The sequence below is a fragment of the Mesorhizobium sp. B4-1-1 genome (assembly GCF_006439375.1).
In the GTDB taxonomy this organism is placed as follows: Bacteria; Pseudomonadota; Alphaproteobacteria; order Rhizobiales; family Rhizobiaceae; genus Mesorhizobium.
In genome coordinates this window covers 361,388-376,069 of record NZ_VFTH01000002.1, presented here as the reverse complement: position 1 = coordinate 376,069, position 14,682 = coordinate 361,388, and the positions used below count along the sequence as shown (strand labels likewise).

Genomic DNA, 14,682 nt, shown 5'->3' with positions numbered 1-14,682 from the left:
ATGGTCGGACGCTTGAAGGACTGGGTTACTTGGAGGGGTCCTTCGGGCTCCACAGCACGGTCTCCGCGCCCTTCTCATAAGCCATGCCTTGCGGATAGCTGATCGCCTCAAGCTGCAGCCCCCACGGCGCCTGGAAATAGAGGATGGTCTGGCCCGCGGCCGGCCCTTCCTTCACCGGCAGCGGTCCCATCCGGGTTTTAACGCCTTTGCCCTCGAAATAGGTCTTCGCGGCGGCGACGTCGTCGACATAGAAGGCGATGTGGAAGCCGCCGATGTCGCTGTTCTTCGGCGTCAGGTCCTTCTGGTCGGGCGCGGTGTATTTGAACAGCTCGATGTTCGAGCCATAGCCGCAGCGCACCAGGGTGATCTCCTCGATCACCGCCTTCGGATCGACGCCGAGCACGTCTTGCATGAACGTGCCCTTGTCGTCGGCGAACGGCCCGAATGCCATCGCCTTCTTGCAGCCGACGACATTGGTGAAGAAGTCGACGGCCTGCTTCATATCGGGCACGGTAATGCCGGTATGGTCGTGCCCGCGCATGCCGGGAATCGCATCCGCCGATGCGGCTCCCATTGAGCCGAACAGGATTGCGGCAAGCATCGCGCCGCGAGTTATGTAGTTCATGTCACCCTCCGTTGGCGGGCTCACTTGTCCTTGCGCACATCCGAGGCCCGCTGGTCGGCGTGCGGATAGCTCAGTTCATCCGGGCGCCTTCGCCGCTGGCTGCAGCCAGTCCGGATCGATCTCAGGCAGCGGAATGGCGGCGAGAAGGTCGCGCGTGTAGGTTTCCTTAGGGCTGGCGAACAGCGCGTCGGTGGCGCTGGCCTCGACGATCCTGCCTTCGCGCATGACGATGACCTGCTGGCAGAGCCGACGGATCACCGAAAGGTCGTGGCTGATGAAGGCGACCGTCAGCCCCATCTCGGCCGCCAGTCTTTCCAGCAGCGTCAGGATCTGCGCCTGCGTCGAGACGTCGAGGCCGGAGACGATCTCGTCGGCCAGCACGAATTTCGGCGACAGCGCCAGTGCCCGCGCGATGCCGACGCGCTGCCGCTGGCCGCCCGAAAGCTCGTGGCGGTAGCGGCTGGTAAAACTTTGCGGCAGGCCGACGCGCTGCAGGGCTTCCGCGACGCGCTCCTTCAGCCGGTCGCCAAGCCCGTTCTGCCTCAGTGGCGCCGCGATGATGCTGAAGATCGTGTGGCGCGGGTTGAGCGACGACATCGGGTCCTGGAAGATCATCTGCAGGTCGCGGCGAAGCGGCCGGAGCTCGGCCTCCGAAAGATGGCTGATATCGCGCCGCTCGAAGCCGATCGAGCCGGCGCTCGGCTCGATCAGCCTGACCAGCGCGCGTCCGAGCGTCGACTTGCCGGAGCCGGACTCGCCGACGATGCCGGTGACCGATCCCTTGGGCAGGTCGAAGTCCAGCCCTTTCAGGATTTCGGCCAGCGGCGCGCGGCCGATCAGCGGCTTGCGCGTCATGTCGGGCAGCGCCACCTTCAGCTTGCGCACGGAAAACAGCGGCTCAGCCATGGCCGGGCCTCCAGCCTTTGTCGGCGGCGGCGATCTCGGCCGCCAGCCCGGCAAGCACGCCCTCGTCGACCGGCTTCAGCGAGGCATACGGATCGGTGTAGCGCGGCGTCGCCGCGATCAGCGCGCGCGTGTACGGATGCTGCGGGGCCGCCAAGAGCTGCGCGGTATCGGCCTCCTCGACCACCTTGCCGGCATAGAGCACCGAGACCTTCTGGCTGATCTTGGCGACGACGCCGAGGTCGTGGGTGACGAACAGGATCGCCGTGCCGTGATCGCGCTGCAGTTGCGCGATCAGCCGCAGGATCTGCTTCTGCACGGTGACGTCCAGCGCTGTCGTCGGCTCGTCGGCAACGATCAGCCTCGGCTCCGCCGCGAAGGCCGCCGCGATCAGCACGCGCTGGCGCATGCCACCCGACAATTCGTGCGGGTAGCTTTTCAGCACGCGCTCGGGATCGCGGATCTGCACCTCGTCGAGCAACTGACGGATGCGCTGCTCGGCTCTCTCCGCGCTCCAGCCGAGGATGCGCACCAGCCGGTCGGTCATCTGCGGGCCGATGCGCCGCGACGGGTTGAGCGCGGTGAGCGGATCCTGCGGGATCAGCGCCGTGCGCGCGCCGATCAGGTTCCGCCGCGCCTTGGCATCGAGCCGGCCGAGATCCTCGCCCTCGATCAGCATGTCGCCCTCGACGACGCGCACGCTTTTCGGCAGGACGCCGAGCACCGCCTTGCCGATCATCGTCTTGCCGGCGCCGCTCTCGCCGACCAGCGCGCGCACTTCGCCCGGCTGGACAGCAAGCGACACCGAGCGCAGCACGCGCCGGCCGTTGGGGAGCACGGCGCTCAAGCGGCGGATGTCGAGGCACGCGCTCATTGCAGCACCGGATCGAAGCGCGCCTTCAGCGCCTCGCCGAACTGGCTGAAGGAAAGCACGGTGAGGATCAGAGTGATCAGCGGGAACACCAGCACCCACCAGGCTTGATGGATCGACAGCCGGCCCTCGGCGATGATACCGCCCCAGGTCGGATCGTCGGTCGAGATGGACAGATTGACGAAGGAGAGGATCGCCTCGACGATCACGGCGATACCCATTTCGAGCGACAACAGCGCCACGACCGACGGCAGCACATTGGGCAGCACCTCGCGCAGCATGATGCCGATGCGGCCATAGCCGGCGATGCGCGCGCTCTCGACATAATCCATGCGCGCCTGGATCATCGCCTCGGCGCGGATCACGCGACAAAAGCGCGTCCAGTCGATGATCGCGATGGCGAGGATGACGGAACTGAGTCCCGTACCCAGCACCGCGACCAGCAGGATCGCGAACAGCACCGGCGGGAACGCCATCCACACGTCGACGATGCGCGAGATGATGCGGTCGGCCCAGCCGCCGAAATAGCCCGCGATCAGCCCCAGCGCCGAACCGAGGAGACAGGCGGACGTCGCGGCGGCGAAGGCAACGATGAAGGCGATGCGGCCGCCGAAGATCAGCCGTGACAGCAGATCCCGGCCGAGGCTGTCGGTGCCCAGCCAATAGCCCGGCTCCGCGCCGTCGAGCCAGAAGGGCGGCAGGCGCTCCAGCATCAGGTCCTGCGCCAGGGGATCCTGCGGCGCGACCAGCGGCGCGAAGATCGCCGCCAGCAGCGCCAGCACAAGCCAGCCGCCGGCCAGCCACGGCCGCAGGCTCAAGCCGCGTCGGGCGATGCGCGCGTCATCCATGGCGCAGCCTCGGATTGAGCAGCGCATACATCATGTCGACGGCGAGGTTGATCAGCACGAAGAGCAGCGCGAAGACCAGCACGATGCCCTGGATCAGCGGCAGGTCGCGGTTGATGACGGCATCGATCGCCATGTTGCCGAGGCCCTCATAGGAGAACAGCCGTTCGACGATGACGGTGCCGCCAATGAGGAAGGTGAACTGCACGCCGACCAGCGTCAGCGTCGGCAGCGCCGCGTTCTTCAGTGCCTCGCGCAGGATGACCTGCGTTTCGGAAAAACCCTTGACCCGCGCCAGCACGACATAGTCGAGGTCGAGCACTTCTTTCAGCGACTGTTTCAGGAGCTGCGCGATGATCGCCGCCAGCGGCAGCGCCAAGGCCACGGCCGGCATCAGCATGTGCTTGAGCAGGTCCCAGGTGAGGTCGAAGCGGAGCCGAAGGATGCTCTCGACCAGGTAGAACTGGGTGACGAAGGGCAAATCGAGTTGCGGCGAAACCCGCCCTGAAATGTCGAACACCGGCACCAGCACGCCGAACAACAGGATCAGCACAAGGCCCCACAGGAAATCGGGGATGGAAAGCGTCGCGCCACTGGCGATGTCGATGCCGGCTTCGACCGCCGTGCCGCGCGAGCGCGCGCCGAGGATCGCGGCCGTGGCGCCGATCGCGATCGCCATCAGCAGCGCCACGGTCGCAAGCTCCAGCGTCGCCGGCAGCCGGTTGAAGACCAGCCCGAGCACGTCCTGACGCAGCGAGATCGAGGTGCCGAAATCGCCATGCAGCACGCCGCCGAGCCAGATGAAGAATTGCTGCACGATCGACTTGTCGAGCCCGTAGAGCGCGCGCAGCCGCGCAATGTCGTCATTGCTGGCGCCGGGCGGCAGCATCATGGCGATCGGGTCGCCTGGCGCCACGCGGATGACGACGAAGACGACGATGGCGACGCCGAACAGCGTCACCAGCATCGTCAGCAGACGAACGAGGAATCTCTGCAGCAGCATGCGCCCATACGCTGGATGAAAATGCGCGCCGTCTTGCGGACGGCGCGCGTGGCAATCCAAGACCGACGATCAGGCGGCCGGGGTCATCAACGCCGGCAGCAGCGCGCCGGACACATGCTGCACGACATTGACCTTTTTCGAGTGCACGATCGGCTGCGCATATTGCATCAGCGGCAGCACATAGGCCTGTTCGGCGATGTATTTGTCGACGGCCTTCCAGCCGGCAATGCGCTTGGCCTCGTCCTTCTCGCCCCACAGCGGGTTGATCATGTCGATCAGGTCCTGGCTGTCCCACACCGAATGCGGGCTCGGGCCGTACATGGCGAAGCCGGTCGAGGTGGTCGGGTCGCCGATGGAATTGCCCCAGTTGTAGAAGGCGGCTGGCGCCAGCTTGTCGGCGGCGCGCAGCTCATAGTGCTTGGCGATCTCGTAGACCTCGATATTGGCCTCGATGCCGACCTTGCGCCACATGCCGACGATCGCCTGGATCATCTCGTAGTCCTTGGGCTTGAAGCCCTTGGTCGTCTGGATGGTGAACTTCACCGGCTTCTCCGGCGAATAGCCGGAAGCGGCGAGCAGCTCCTTGGCCTTGTCCGGATTGTGCTCGACCTTGATCGAGGCATCGAAGGCCGTGTATTCCGGCGTCTCCAGCGTCGCGATCGGCTGACCGTAGCCACGCAGCAGCCGCTTGACCAAGAGCTCCTTGTCCACCGCCATCACGGCCGCCTGGCGGACATTCTTGTCCAGCATCGCCTCGATGTCGTTGAAGAAGATCATGCCGATGTCGGAAACGTTCTTGATCGAGCCGGCCAGCTCGTCCTTGGCGATCAGCCGGTCATATTCCTCATAGGGGATTTCGAGCGTCACCTGCGAGGATCCGGATTCGATCTCGGCGACACGGCTCGCCGCATCGGTGACGAACTTGATCGTCACGTTCTCGAAGGCGGGCTTCGTGCCCCAATAGTGCGGGTTGGCCTTCAGCCGCAGGAAGGCGTTGCGCTCGAACTTGTCGACCATATACGGGCCGGTGCCGATCGGCGCCTTCTCGAAGCCTTCGGCGCCGACCTTCTCGTAATAGGCCTTCGGCAGGATGTAGCCGGTCAGGAACGACATCCACTTGAAATAGACCGGGTCGAACTGCACGACGTCGCCGGTGATCTTGTTGCCGTCGATCTTGAAGTTGTTGACGTTCTTCCAGACGAACTGGATCGGGTTGCCGGTCTTCTCGTCGCCGGCCCGTGTCAGCGACCACACCACGTCTTCGGGTGTGAAGGGCGAGCCGTCATGCCATTTCACGCCCTCACGCACCGTCATCATTACCTTGGTGCGATCCTCGTTCCAGCCCCATTCGGTGAGCAGGCCGGGCGTGAAGGACAGGTCCGGCTTCTGGCCGATGATCTGGTCGAACACCGACTGGTATAGCCCCTGGATGGTCGGGTTCACCGCCGAGGGTCCGGTCGTCGGATCCCAGGAAGGCAGGTTGACATTGTAGGCGATGGTGAGCTCGTCCGCCGCCTTTGCCGCCCTCGGCAGGCCGAGCGTGGCGGCGCCAATCGCTGCGGCGCTATATCCGAGCAAGTCGCGTCTGTTGATTGTCATGGTCGTTCCCCTTGTTGGTTGTCTTTGTTCGCGCGGCGTTTTCATTCGGTGGTGGGCAACCGCGCCTTGTCCATCCCGGAATTCTGGCCCTTTGTTGGAGCATGATCTTTCCCCGAAAGCCGGTTCCCACTTTTCGGGATCATGCCCTAGTTCCCTCCCAGCTGTTGGGCGAGCATGAAGCCGGAGCCCGCGCCCGTGCCGGCGCCGGGCCATGTCGCCGCGCCGGTGAGGTAAAGGTTCGAGACCGGCGTGCTCCAGCGCGCGAAGCCGCGCGCCGGACGGAAGAGGAAATTCTGCGCCAGATGATGGCTGCCGCAGATCTGGTCGCCGCCGACAAGGTTCGGGTTCTCGCGTTCCAGGTCGAGCGGCGAGAACACCGCGCGGCCGAGGATTTTCTTGCGCAATCCCGGCGCATAGTTCTCGATGATGTCCAGCACGCGCTCGGCACAGGCGTCCTTGACCGCGTCCCAGTGAGCGGGGGCGATCTTGCCCGCCGCATCGCCGAGGATCTCCGCCGGCAGCATGCGCACCTGCACCCACAGCACGTGCTTGCCTTCCGGCGCCCGCGACGGATCGACCGCCGTCGGCTGGCCGACGACCAACACGGGCTGGTCAGGCAGCAGGCCGGCGATCGCCTGCTGGTAGACGCGCGACATGGCGTCGAGCGACGGCGCCAGATGCACATAGGCGAACTGGCGAAGCTCGGCGCCGGCGCTCCAATCCGGCAGGTCGTCCAGCGCGAGGTGGATCATCATCGTGCCCGGCGCATGGCGGAATGTCTTCATCGCCGCATCGAAGCCGGCGTCGCCGGAGCCATTGGGCAGCAGCTTGCCCGGCAGCGCTTTCGGCGCGACACCGGCAATGACGGCCTTGGTCGCGGCATGGGTTTCGCCGGATGCCAGTCGCACGCCGGCCGCCTTGCCGCCGGAAACCGTTATCTCGGCGACATCCGCGCCGGTCGTGATCTGGCCGCCGGCCGCCGTCACCATGCCGGCCAGGGCTCGGATTATGGTGTCGGCGCCGCCCTTGCCCAGTACCATGCCGAAACTCTGGTTGGCCATCGATTCCAGATAGGGGAACACGGCGCCGCCGGCGATGTCGGGCGCGAAGTCGAGATGCATGCCCCAGGCCGCGAGGGTCGTGCGCACATGCGGCGTCTCGAAATTTTCCTCGAGCCAGGCGCGAGGCGATGACAGCAGCAATCGAGCCGTATCGAGAGTGCCGGCGATGCCCTTCTTGCGCCACAGGTTCCAGGCCGTGCCGACCAGCGCCTTTGCGCTCATCGGCGAGCCCAGCAAGCGGAACAAATGTTCGGCTTCCCCTGGAAAGGCGCCGACCAGGCGGCGCCATGCGGCTGCATCCGCCGACGAGAAGGCGGCCAGCCGCGACACCGTCTTTTCGAGGTCGTGGCTGACGCCGAACCATGTCCCGTCCGGGAAGGCGCTGGCGAAACAGTCGCCCACCGGCGTGAATTCCAGCCCGTGGCCTTTCAATTCATTTGCATATTTCCGGTGAAAGGCGGAGCCGGCGAAGAGGCTTAGGTTCATCGCGCCGAAATCGTGCCGGAAGCCGGGAAGCGTGTATTCGGCGGTCCGCACCGCGCCGCCGATCGCCTCGCTGCGCTCGAAAACCGCTATTTTCCAGCCCTTGAGCGCCAGATGCGCGGCGCATGCCAGACTGTTGTGGCCCGCCCCGACAAAGATGGCGTCGAACTCGCTCACGCCCCGCCCCAAAAATGCTTTATGCTTAAAGATAATTGCAGATGCATATGTTTTCGTCTAGTAGGTATATTAAGGGCCGCAACGAGCCTTGAAGATCACCGACAAGAGGGAACGAAAGACCATGGACACGCAGAAACTCCTCGGCGAGGTCGCCAGCCAGCTGCTCTCGGGCGCCATCAAGGTGGTCGACCTGACGGCGCCGCTCGGCCCCGATACACCGCTGATCAAGCTGCCGCCGGAACTCGCCGTCGACACGCCGAAGGTCGAGATCCACGCGATCTCCAAATATGACAAGAACGGCCCGTGGTGGGCGTGGAATTGGCTGAAGCTCGGCGAGCATTCGGGCACGCATTTCGACGCGCCGCAGCACTGGATCACCGGCAAGGACTATCCGGACGGCGCCACCGACACCATTCCGGCGCAGAATTTCATCGGCCCGGTCAACGTCATCGACTGCTCCAAGGAGTCGGCGGCCGACCACGACTTCCTGCTCACCGTTGACCATATCAAGGCCTGGGAAGCCGAGCATGGCGCCATCAATCCCGGCGAGTGGGTGGTGATGCGCACCGACTGGTACAAGCGCAACGGGTCGGAAGCCGAGTTCCTCAACGCCAACGAGACCGGCCCGCACACGCCCGGCCCGACGGCGGAAGCCATCCAGTTCCTGATAGCCAAGGACATCAAGGGCTGGGGTTCGGAGACGATCGGCACCGACGCCGGCAAGGCCGGCGGCATGGAGCCGCCATTCCCGGCGCACACGCTGATGCACAAGGCCAACCGCTATGGGCTGGCCAGCCTCTGCAACCTCGACCAGCTGCCGCCGAAGGGCGCGATCCTGATCGCCGCTCCGCTCAAGATCGAGCGCGGCACCGGCAGCCCGATCCGAGCGCTGGCGCTGGTGCCGGGCAAATAGGCGAGGCGGCGGTCTTCGGGAGAAGATCATGGTTGCGGGGAACGGAGTGATGACAGTGAGAGAGTGGCAGCCTGGCAAGGCTAGCGCTCTACGGCGCCCCCCTCTGTCCTGCCGGACATCTCCCCCACGAGGGGGGAGATTGGCTGTTTCGGCGCCCCGCTCAATCCTGCACAGTGGACAGTTGGCGAAAGCCGCGATGACGGCTGATCTCCCCCCTCGTGGGGGAGATGTCCGGCAGGACAGAGGGGGGCGCGAAGGAACTCGGCTTCACGCAATTGACGCTCCCTTACCCGCGAGCACCCTACAATGACCGTCGTCGATCACATCATCGTCGGCAGCGGCATCAACGCCCTGGTCTGCGCGGCGATGCTTGGCGCCAAGGGCGCCAAGGTGCTCGTGCTCGAGCGCAACGACCGCGTCGGCGGCTGCATGCGCACCGAGGAGATCACCGCGCCCGGCTTCGTCCATGACGTGATGGCCACGACCTTCGTGCTGTTCATCACCTCGCCGGCCTTTGCCGCGCTCGGCAAGGACCTGGCGCGGCACGGGCTGGAATTCTGCCACACGGCGACCCCCACCGGCGTGCTTCGGCCCGACGGCGGCCATGCCGTGCTCACCACCGACCGTGCCGCAAACATCGCGGCGCTAAACAAGATCGCGTCGGGCGACGGCGATCGTCATGGCGGCGATGTCGGCGATATCGAACGCAATGCCGGGCTGCTGTTCGGCCTGCTCGGCGGCGCGCTCTGGTCCTATCCGACGACCAAGCTCATCGCCGGCGAGGCCTGGCGGCGCGGCCCGCGCGACCTTGCCGCTTTCATGGGCGGGGCGCTGGTGCCCGCGCGCGGTTGGTTGGAAACGACCTACACATCCGACATCGTCCGCGCGCTCTGGGCGCCCTGGGTGCTGCATGCCGGGCTCGGCCCGGAAGACGCCTTCTCCGGCCAGATCGCCAAGGTCATCGCCTTCGCGCTGGAGGCCGCCGGCGCGCCGATTGTCAAGGGCGGCGCGAAAAACCTGCTCGCCGCCTTCGAGGCGCTGATCAGGGAACGCGGCGGCGAAATCCGCGTCAACGCCGACGTCGCCTCGATCGTCCGGACAGGCGGCCGCGCCAGCGGCGTCCGGCTCGCCTCCGGCGAAACCCTGAGCGCCGGGAAGAGCGTCATCTGCTCGGTCACGCCGACGCAGCTCTATGACCGTCTGCTCGGAGGGGATGCCCCAAAGCGCGACGTCGAAGCGACGCGCGTTTATCGCTACGGTAAGGGCAACTTCCAGATCCACTACGCGTTGGACAAGCCGCCGGCCTGGCGCGGCGAGGGTCTCGACAAGGTGGCTCTGCTGCATCTGACGCCGGGGCTCGACGGCGTGTCGAAAGCCTGCAACGAAGCAGTGCGCGGCCTGCTGCCGGAGGTACCGACCATCTGTGTCGGCCAGCCGCATGCGCTCGATCCATCGCGCTGCCCCGAGGGCAAGGCGATCCTTTGGCTGCAACTGCCCGAGGCGCCGCGCCACATCAAAGGCGATGCCGCCGGCAAGCTCGAGGCGCCGGCCGACGGCCGTTGGAGCGAGGCGTTGCGCGAGGCCTATGCCGACCGCGTCGAGGCGATCCTCGCCAACCACATCGACGGTTTTCGCGCGAGCGTGATCGCGCGCCGCGCCTATTCGCCGGCCGATCTCGAAGCGATGAACGTCAACCTGGTCGGCGGCGATCCCTATGGCGGCTCGTCCACCATCGACCAGTCCTTCCTGTGGCGGCCGTTCAAGGCCAGCCGCAACCACGAGACCGGCATCAAGGGCCTCTACCATATCGGCGCCTCGACCCATCCGGGCGCCGGCCTCGGCGGCGGCTCCGGCTTCCTCTTGGCGGGGAGGCTCTGATGGAACAAAAACTCGCCGAAAAACGCCAGCGCATCTCCACCCTCGGCCAGATCGGCCTGCAGCAGTTCGCGCCCTATCTGATGAACCGCATCATGGGCCGCTACAACGCCACGCTGCGCGACGACTTCCGCAAGCAGGGCCTGACCATTCCACAGGTGCGGACGCTCGCCGTGCTCTCGGTCACCGACGGCGTCACCGTCAACGACCTCTCGGTCTACACGGTGATCGAGCAGTCGACCTTGAGCCGCACGCTCGATGCGCTGGAAGGCCAGGGCCTGGTGCGGCGCGAGCAGGGCGTCACCGACAGCCGCTTCCGCCATGTGTTCCTGACCGATGACGGACGCACGCTGTTCACGCGTGCCTGGCCGGCCATGCACGACGCCTTCGAGGCGATGTTCGACGGTGTCGACGACGCCGAGTATGCCGCGCTGATCGCGACGCTGCAGAAAATGCTGAACAACATTCGCAAGCACGAGATCTAGATGTACGCGCCGCCCCTGGCGATGGGAGAGCGGCAACGGAAGGAGGCAGAGATGGCCGAACGGTCTTTTGCCAAGGAAGTCGAAAAGCTCAGGCTTGGCGCCGGCGAGGAATTCGCGGGCGAGGGCATCCTCGCCATCACCAAGGCGCTGCTGCAATGCGGCGTCGGCTATGTCGGCGGCTATCAGGGCGCACCGATCAGTCATCTGATGGACGTGCTGGCCGACGCGCAGGATATCCTGGGCGAGCTCGGCGTGCATTTCGAGGCGAGCGCTTCGGAAGCGACCGCCACCGCGATGCTCGCCGCTTCCGTGCATTACCCGATCCGGGGTGCTGCCACCTTCAAGTCGACCGTCGGCACCAATGTCGCTTCCGATGCGCTCGCCAACCTGGCGTCCGGCGGCGTCACCGGCGGCGCGCTGATCATCGTCGGCGAGGACTATGGCGAAGGCTCCTCGATCATGCAGGAGCGCAGCCACGCTTTCGCCATGAAGAGCCAGGTCTGGCTGCTCGACCCGCGTCCGAACCTGCCCTCGATCGTCAAGGCGGTCGAGGACGGCTTCGAATTGTCGGAAATCTCCAACACGCCGGTTATGCTGCAGGTGCGCATCCGCTGCTGCCACGTCCACGGCCACTTCACCGCCAAGGACAACAAGCGCCCGCCAATGTCGGTCGCCGATGCGCTTGCCGCGCCGCGCCGCGACACCGGTCGCATCGTGCTGCCGCCCGCTTCCTTCATGCATGAGAAGGAGAAGGTCGCCAAGCGCTGGCCGGCGGCGGTCGATTTCATCAAGAGCCGCAAGATCAACGAGATGTTCGGGCCGGACCATGGCTCGGTCGGCATCGTCATGCAGGGCGGCATGTACAATTCCGTCATCCGCGCGCTGCAGCGGCTGGGCCTCGCCGACACCTATGGCGACACCGACGTGCCGCTCTATGTGCTGAACGCCGTTTACCCGCTGGTCGACGACGAGTTTCTGTCCTTCTGCGAAGGCAAGCAGGCGGTGCTGGTCGTCGAGGAAGGCCAGCCCAACTACATCGAGCAGGCCTTTGCCGCGATGCTGCACAAGGCCGGCCGCGGCACCAAGCTGGTCGGCAAGGAGCATCTGCCGATGGCCGGCGAATATACCGGGCAGGTCATGCTCGACGGCATCGGCTCCTTCCTGCGGGCGCACGCCCCGTATCTGCTGCCGGGCGAGGTGCGCGCGCCGAACAAGCTGGGCGAGGGCGTCGATACGGCCGATCTCATCAATGTCGTTCCGGGCCGCCCGCCGGGCTTCTGCATAGGCTGCCCGGAGCGGCCGATCTTCGCGGCGACGAAACTGGTCGAACAGGAGCTCGGCAAGCACCACATCGCGTCCGACATCGGCTGCCATCTGTTCTCGATCATGCCGCCTTTCGAGCTCGGCGCCACCACCATGGGCTATGGACTTGGGCCGGCTTCTGCCTCGGCCTTCAATTCGCCGGACGCAAAACGCCGCTCGATCTCCTTCGTCGGCGACGGCGGCTTCTGGCACAACGGCCTGACCTCCTCGATCGGCAATGCCGTCTTCAACAAGAACGACGGCGTCATCGTCATCGTCGACAACTTTTACTCGGCCGCCACCGGTGGCCAGGACATCCTGTCCTCGCGCGCCTCGAACCGCACCAAGTCGACCAAGCATCCGATCGACGAAGCGGTGAAAGGCATGGGCGTCAAATGGCTGCGCCACATCGACCGCACCTATGATGTCGGCAAGATGCAAGCCGCGCTGCGCGAGGCGCTGACCACCGAGGAGAAGGGGCCGAAAGTCATCGTCGCCTCGTCGGAATGCATGCTCAACCGTCAGCGCCGCGAGAAGCCGCTGGTCGACAAGGCGATCAAGGGCGGCGAGCGCGTGGTGAAGCCGAAATTCGGCGTCGACGAGGACATCTGCACCGGCGACCATGCCTGCATGCGGCTCTCCGGCTGCCCGTCGCTGTCGGTGAAGTCGCTCGACGATCCGCTGCGCGACGATCCGGTCGCATCGATCGACCAGAACTGCGTCGGCTGCGGCAATTGCGGCGAGGTGGCGGATGCGGCCGTGCTATGCCCGTCCTTCTACCGCGCCGACGTCGTCCACAATCCGGGCCGCTGGGACCGTTTCCTGGAAAGCGCGCGCCGCGCCGTGATCGGCCTGTTGCAGCGACGCCGCGAGAGCCGCCGCTTGACGTTCGCCGATGCTTGACCACAACGCAGCGCTGCGCCCGAAGACGGGCGCTTCTGATGACGAGCGGGTGATAAAACTCGCCGTGCTCGCGGTCGGCGGCCAGGGCGGCGGCGTGCTTGCCGACTGGATCACCGATGTCGCCGAGCGCAACGGCTATGTCGCGCAATCGACCTCCGTCGCCGGCGTCGCCCAGCGCACCGGCGCGACGATCTATTACATCGAGATGGCGCGCGACACCGGCCGGCTGCCGGTCTTCGCGCTGTCGCCCTCGCAGGGCGATGTCGACATCCTCATCGCCGCCGAGCTGATGGAGGCCGGCCGCGCCATCATCCGCGGTTTCGTCACGCCCGAGCGCACGACGCTGATCACCTCCTCGCACCGCATCGCCGCCGTCTCGGAAAAGATCGAGCCGGGCGATGGCCGCGCCTCGTCGGAGAAGGTCCATGCGACGGCGCAGGCGGCGGCCAAGCGCTTCATCGCCTTCGACATGGAAAAGATCGCCGCCGACAACGGCACCATGATCTCGGCCAGCCTGCTCGGCGCGCTGGCCGGTTCCGATGCGTTGCCCTTCACCCGGGAAAGCTACGAACAGGCGATCGGCGCCGGTGGCCGCGGCGTCGGGCCAAGCCTCGCGGCCTTCGCCGCCGCTTGCGACCGCGCGCGAGGCATCGCTGCTGCTCCGGCGGGCGACGAGGCAGAGGCGAGACCTGCCATTGCTCAACCCAGGCCAACGGCGAGCGTCAGTGGGCCCGAAACCTTGCTGAAGGGCTGGCAGGCCCTTGCCGGCCGCGTCGCGGCACTGCCGGTGCCGGTGCGCGACATGGCCGAACGCGGGCTGAAGAAGGTCGTCGACTATCAGGACATCGCCTATGGCGGCGAATATCTCGACCGGTTGGACAAGGCCATCGCGCTAGACGATGCGGAGCGCGGCTATGCTCTGTCGATCGCCGCGGCAAAGCATCTCGCCAACGCCATGTGCTACGACGACATGATCCGCGTCGCCGATCTGAAGACGCGCTCGACCCGCGACCGGCGCGTGCGCAAGGAGGTCGGCGTCAAGGAAGGTTCGGTCCTGCAGGTCACCGAATATTTCCATCCGCGCATCGAGGAGTTCTGCGGCACGCTGCCGGCGGGGCTGGGCAGCTACATCGAAAGCCGGCCGAAGCTCGCCGCTTTCCTCGACCGCCGCATCAACCGCGGCCGCCACATCCGCACCGACAGCTTCACCGGCTTCGCCATGCTGTGGTTCATCGGCGGCCTGCGCCGCTGGCGCCGCCGCCTGCTGCGCCACAGGATAGAAGTCGAGCATATGGAGCGCTGGTATGAACTGGCACTCGGCAAGGCGCGTGAGGATTATGCGCTCGGGGTCGAGATCCTCAACTGTCGCCGGTTGATCAAGGGCTACAGCGACACCCATGCGCGTGCCCAGTCGAAATTCGACCGCGTGCTCTCGGCGCTTCCCATGCTGAAAGGCCGCGACGATGCCGCCGACTGGATCCGCCGCCTGCGCGAGGCGGCGCTGAAGGACGAGAAGGGCGACATGCTGGACGGCGCGCTGAAGACCGTGGTGACGCTCGACGAGACCTCTGCCCCGATAACGAAGATGTGATCCGCCTGCCTGCGACGGGTTTCGGCCACGTCCTCCGTTTCACGGA

Annotated in this window: 12 protein-coding genes; 5 read left to right on the top strand and 7 right to left on the bottom strand. The window is 66.0% G+C overall.

Annotated elements, in window-relative coordinates:
• Nucleotides 1–25: 25 nt before the first annotated feature.
• The 7 genes from FJW10_RS04525 to FJW10_RS04495 all read right to left on the bottom strand — a co-directional run bounded on the left by FJW10_RS04525 (nt 26) and on the right by FJW10_RS04495 (nt 7,567).
• On the bottom strand, nt 26–601 hold the full coding sequence (locus tag FJW10_RS04525) for a VOC family protein (protein ID WP_181177411.1): 576 nt from the start codon (nt 599–601) through the stop codon (nt 26–28).
• A gap of 99 nt (nt 602–700) precedes the next feature.
• On the bottom strand, nt 701–1,531 hold the full coding sequence (locus tag FJW10_RS04520; RefSeq protein ID WP_140898705.1) for an ATP-binding cassette domain-containing protein: 831 nt from the start codon (nt 1,529–1,531) through the stop codon (nt 701–703).
• Nucleotides 1,524–2,402, bottom strand: a complete 879-nt coding sequence (locus FJW10_RS04515) for an ABC transporter ATP-binding protein (RefSeq protein ID WP_140898703.1) — start codon at nt 2,400–2,402, stop codon at nt 1,524–1,526. The genes FJW10_RS04520 and FJW10_RS04515 overlap by 8 nt, the downstream gene beginning before the upstream one ends.
• The gene (locus tag FJW10_RS04510; RefSeq protein ID WP_140898701.1) at nt 2,399–3,247 is read right to left on the bottom strand and encodes an ABC transporter permease; all 849 of its coding nucleotides are present in this window, start codon (nt 3,245–3,247) and stop codon (nt 2,399–2,401) included. The genes FJW10_RS04515 and FJW10_RS04510 overlap by 4 nt, the downstream gene beginning before the upstream one ends.
• On the bottom strand, nt 3,240–4,247 hold the full coding sequence (locus FJW10_RS04505) for an ABC transporter permease (protein WP_140832449.1): 1,008 nt from the start codon (nt 4,245–4,247) through the stop codon (nt 3,240–3,242). Before FJW10_RS04505 ends, FJW10_RS04510 begins: the two co-directional genes overlap by 8 nt.
• Nucleotides 4,248–4,316: 69 nt before the next feature.
• A complete protein-coding gene (locus FJW10_RS04500; protein WP_140898699.1) occupies nt 4,317–5,846 on the bottom strand; it encodes an ABC transporter substrate-binding protein in 1,530 nt (509 codons plus the stop codon).
• A 146-nt stretch (nt 5,847–5,992) separates the two neighbouring features.
• Nucleotides 5,993–7,567 carry an NAD(P)/FAD-dependent oxidoreductase gene (locus FJW10_RS04495; protein WP_140898697.1) on the bottom strand — a complete coding sequence of 525 codons (1,575 nt, stop codon included), beginning with the start codon at nt 7,565–7,567 and terminating at the stop codon, nt 5,993–5,995.
• Between the two features lie 121 nt (nt 7,568–7,688).
• On the opposite strand from FJW10_RS04495, the gene FJW10_RS04490 reads away from it, so the two are divergent.
• The 5 genes from FJW10_RS04490 (at nt 7,689) to FJW10_RS04465 (ending at nt 14,636) form a co-directional block, all read left to right on the top strand.
• Complete coding sequence (locus FJW10_RS04490; RefSeq protein WP_140898695.1) at nt 7,689–8,480, top strand: cyclase family protein; 792 nt, start codon at nt 7,689–7,691, stop codon at nt 8,478–8,480.
• Between the two features lie 306 nt (nt 8,481–8,786).
• The gene (locus FJW10_RS04480; protein WP_140898692.1) at nt 8,787–10,358 is read left to right on the top strand and encodes an NAD(P)/FAD-dependent oxidoreductase; all 1,572 of its coding nucleotides are present in this window, start codon (nt 8,787–8,789) and stop codon (nt 10,356–10,358) included.
• Nucleotides 10,358–10,840 carry a MarR family transcriptional regulator gene (locus FJW10_RS04475; RefSeq protein ID WP_140832459.1) on the top strand — a complete coding sequence of 161 codons (483 nt, stop codon included), beginning with the start codon at nt 10,358–10,360 and terminating at the stop codon, nt 10,838–10,840. Before FJW10_RS04480 ends, FJW10_RS04475 begins: the two co-directional genes overlap by 1 nt.
• Before the next feature lie 51 nt (nt 10,841–10,891).
• Nucleotides 10,892–13,045, top strand: coding sequence for an indolepyruvate ferredoxin oxidoreductase subunit alpha (locus FJW10_RS04470; protein WP_140898690.1), 2,154 nt, complete (start codon nt 10,892–10,894; stop codon nt 13,043–13,045).
• Nucleotides 13,038–14,636, top strand: coding sequence for an indolepyruvate oxidoreductase subunit beta family protein (locus FJW10_RS04465; protein ID WP_140898688.1), 1,599 nt, complete (start codon nt 13,038–13,040; stop codon nt 14,634–14,636). The genes FJW10_RS04470 and FJW10_RS04465 overlap by 8 nt, the downstream gene beginning before the upstream one ends.
• The last annotated feature ends 46 nt before the right edge of the window (nt 14,637–14,682 follow it).

Coding starts and splice junctions, on each gene's coding strand:
- FJW10_RS04470 (WP_140898690.1), top strand. CDS start 10,892: ATGGCCGAACGGTCTTTTGCCAAGGAAGTCGAAAAGCTCAGGCTTGGC.
- FJW10_RS04525 (WP_181177411.1), bottom strand. CDS start 601: ATGCTTGCCGCAATCCTGTTCGGCTCAATGGGAGCCGCATCGGCGGAT.
- FJW10_RS04465 (WP_140898688.1), top strand. CDS start 13,038: ATGCTTGACCACAACGCAGCGCTGCGCCCGAAGACGGGCGCTTCTGAT.
- FJW10_RS04505 (WP_140832449.1), bottom strand. CDS start 4,247: ATGCTGCTGCAGAGATTCCTCGTTCGTCTGCTGACGATGCTGGTGACG.
- FJW10_RS04520 (WP_140898705.1), bottom strand. CDS start 1,531: ATGGCTGAGCCGCTGTTTTCCGTGCGCAAGCTGAAGGTGGCGCTGCCC.
- FJW10_RS04515 (WP_140898703.1), bottom strand. CDS start 2,402: ATGAGCGCGTGCCTCGACATCCGCCGCTTGAGCGCCGTGCTCCCCAAC.
- FJW10_RS04490 (WP_140898695.1), top strand. CDS start 7,689: ATGGACACGCAGAAACTCCTCGGCGAGGTCGCCAGCCAGCTGCTCTCG.
- FJW10_RS04480 (WP_140898692.1), top strand. CDS start 8,787: ATGACCGTCGTCGATCACATCATCGTCGGCAGCGGCATCAACGCCCTG.
- FJW10_RS04510 (WP_140898701.1), bottom strand. CDS start 3,247: ATGGATGACGCGCGCATCGCCCGACGCGGCTTGAGCCTGCGGCCGTGG.
- FJW10_RS04500 (WP_140898699.1), bottom strand. CDS start 5,846: ATGACAATCAACAGACGCGACTTGCTCGGATATAGCGCCGCAGCGATT.
- FJW10_RS04475 (WP_140832459.1), top strand. CDS start 10,358: ATGGAACAAAAACTCGCCGAAAAACGCCAGCGCATCTCCACCCTCGGC.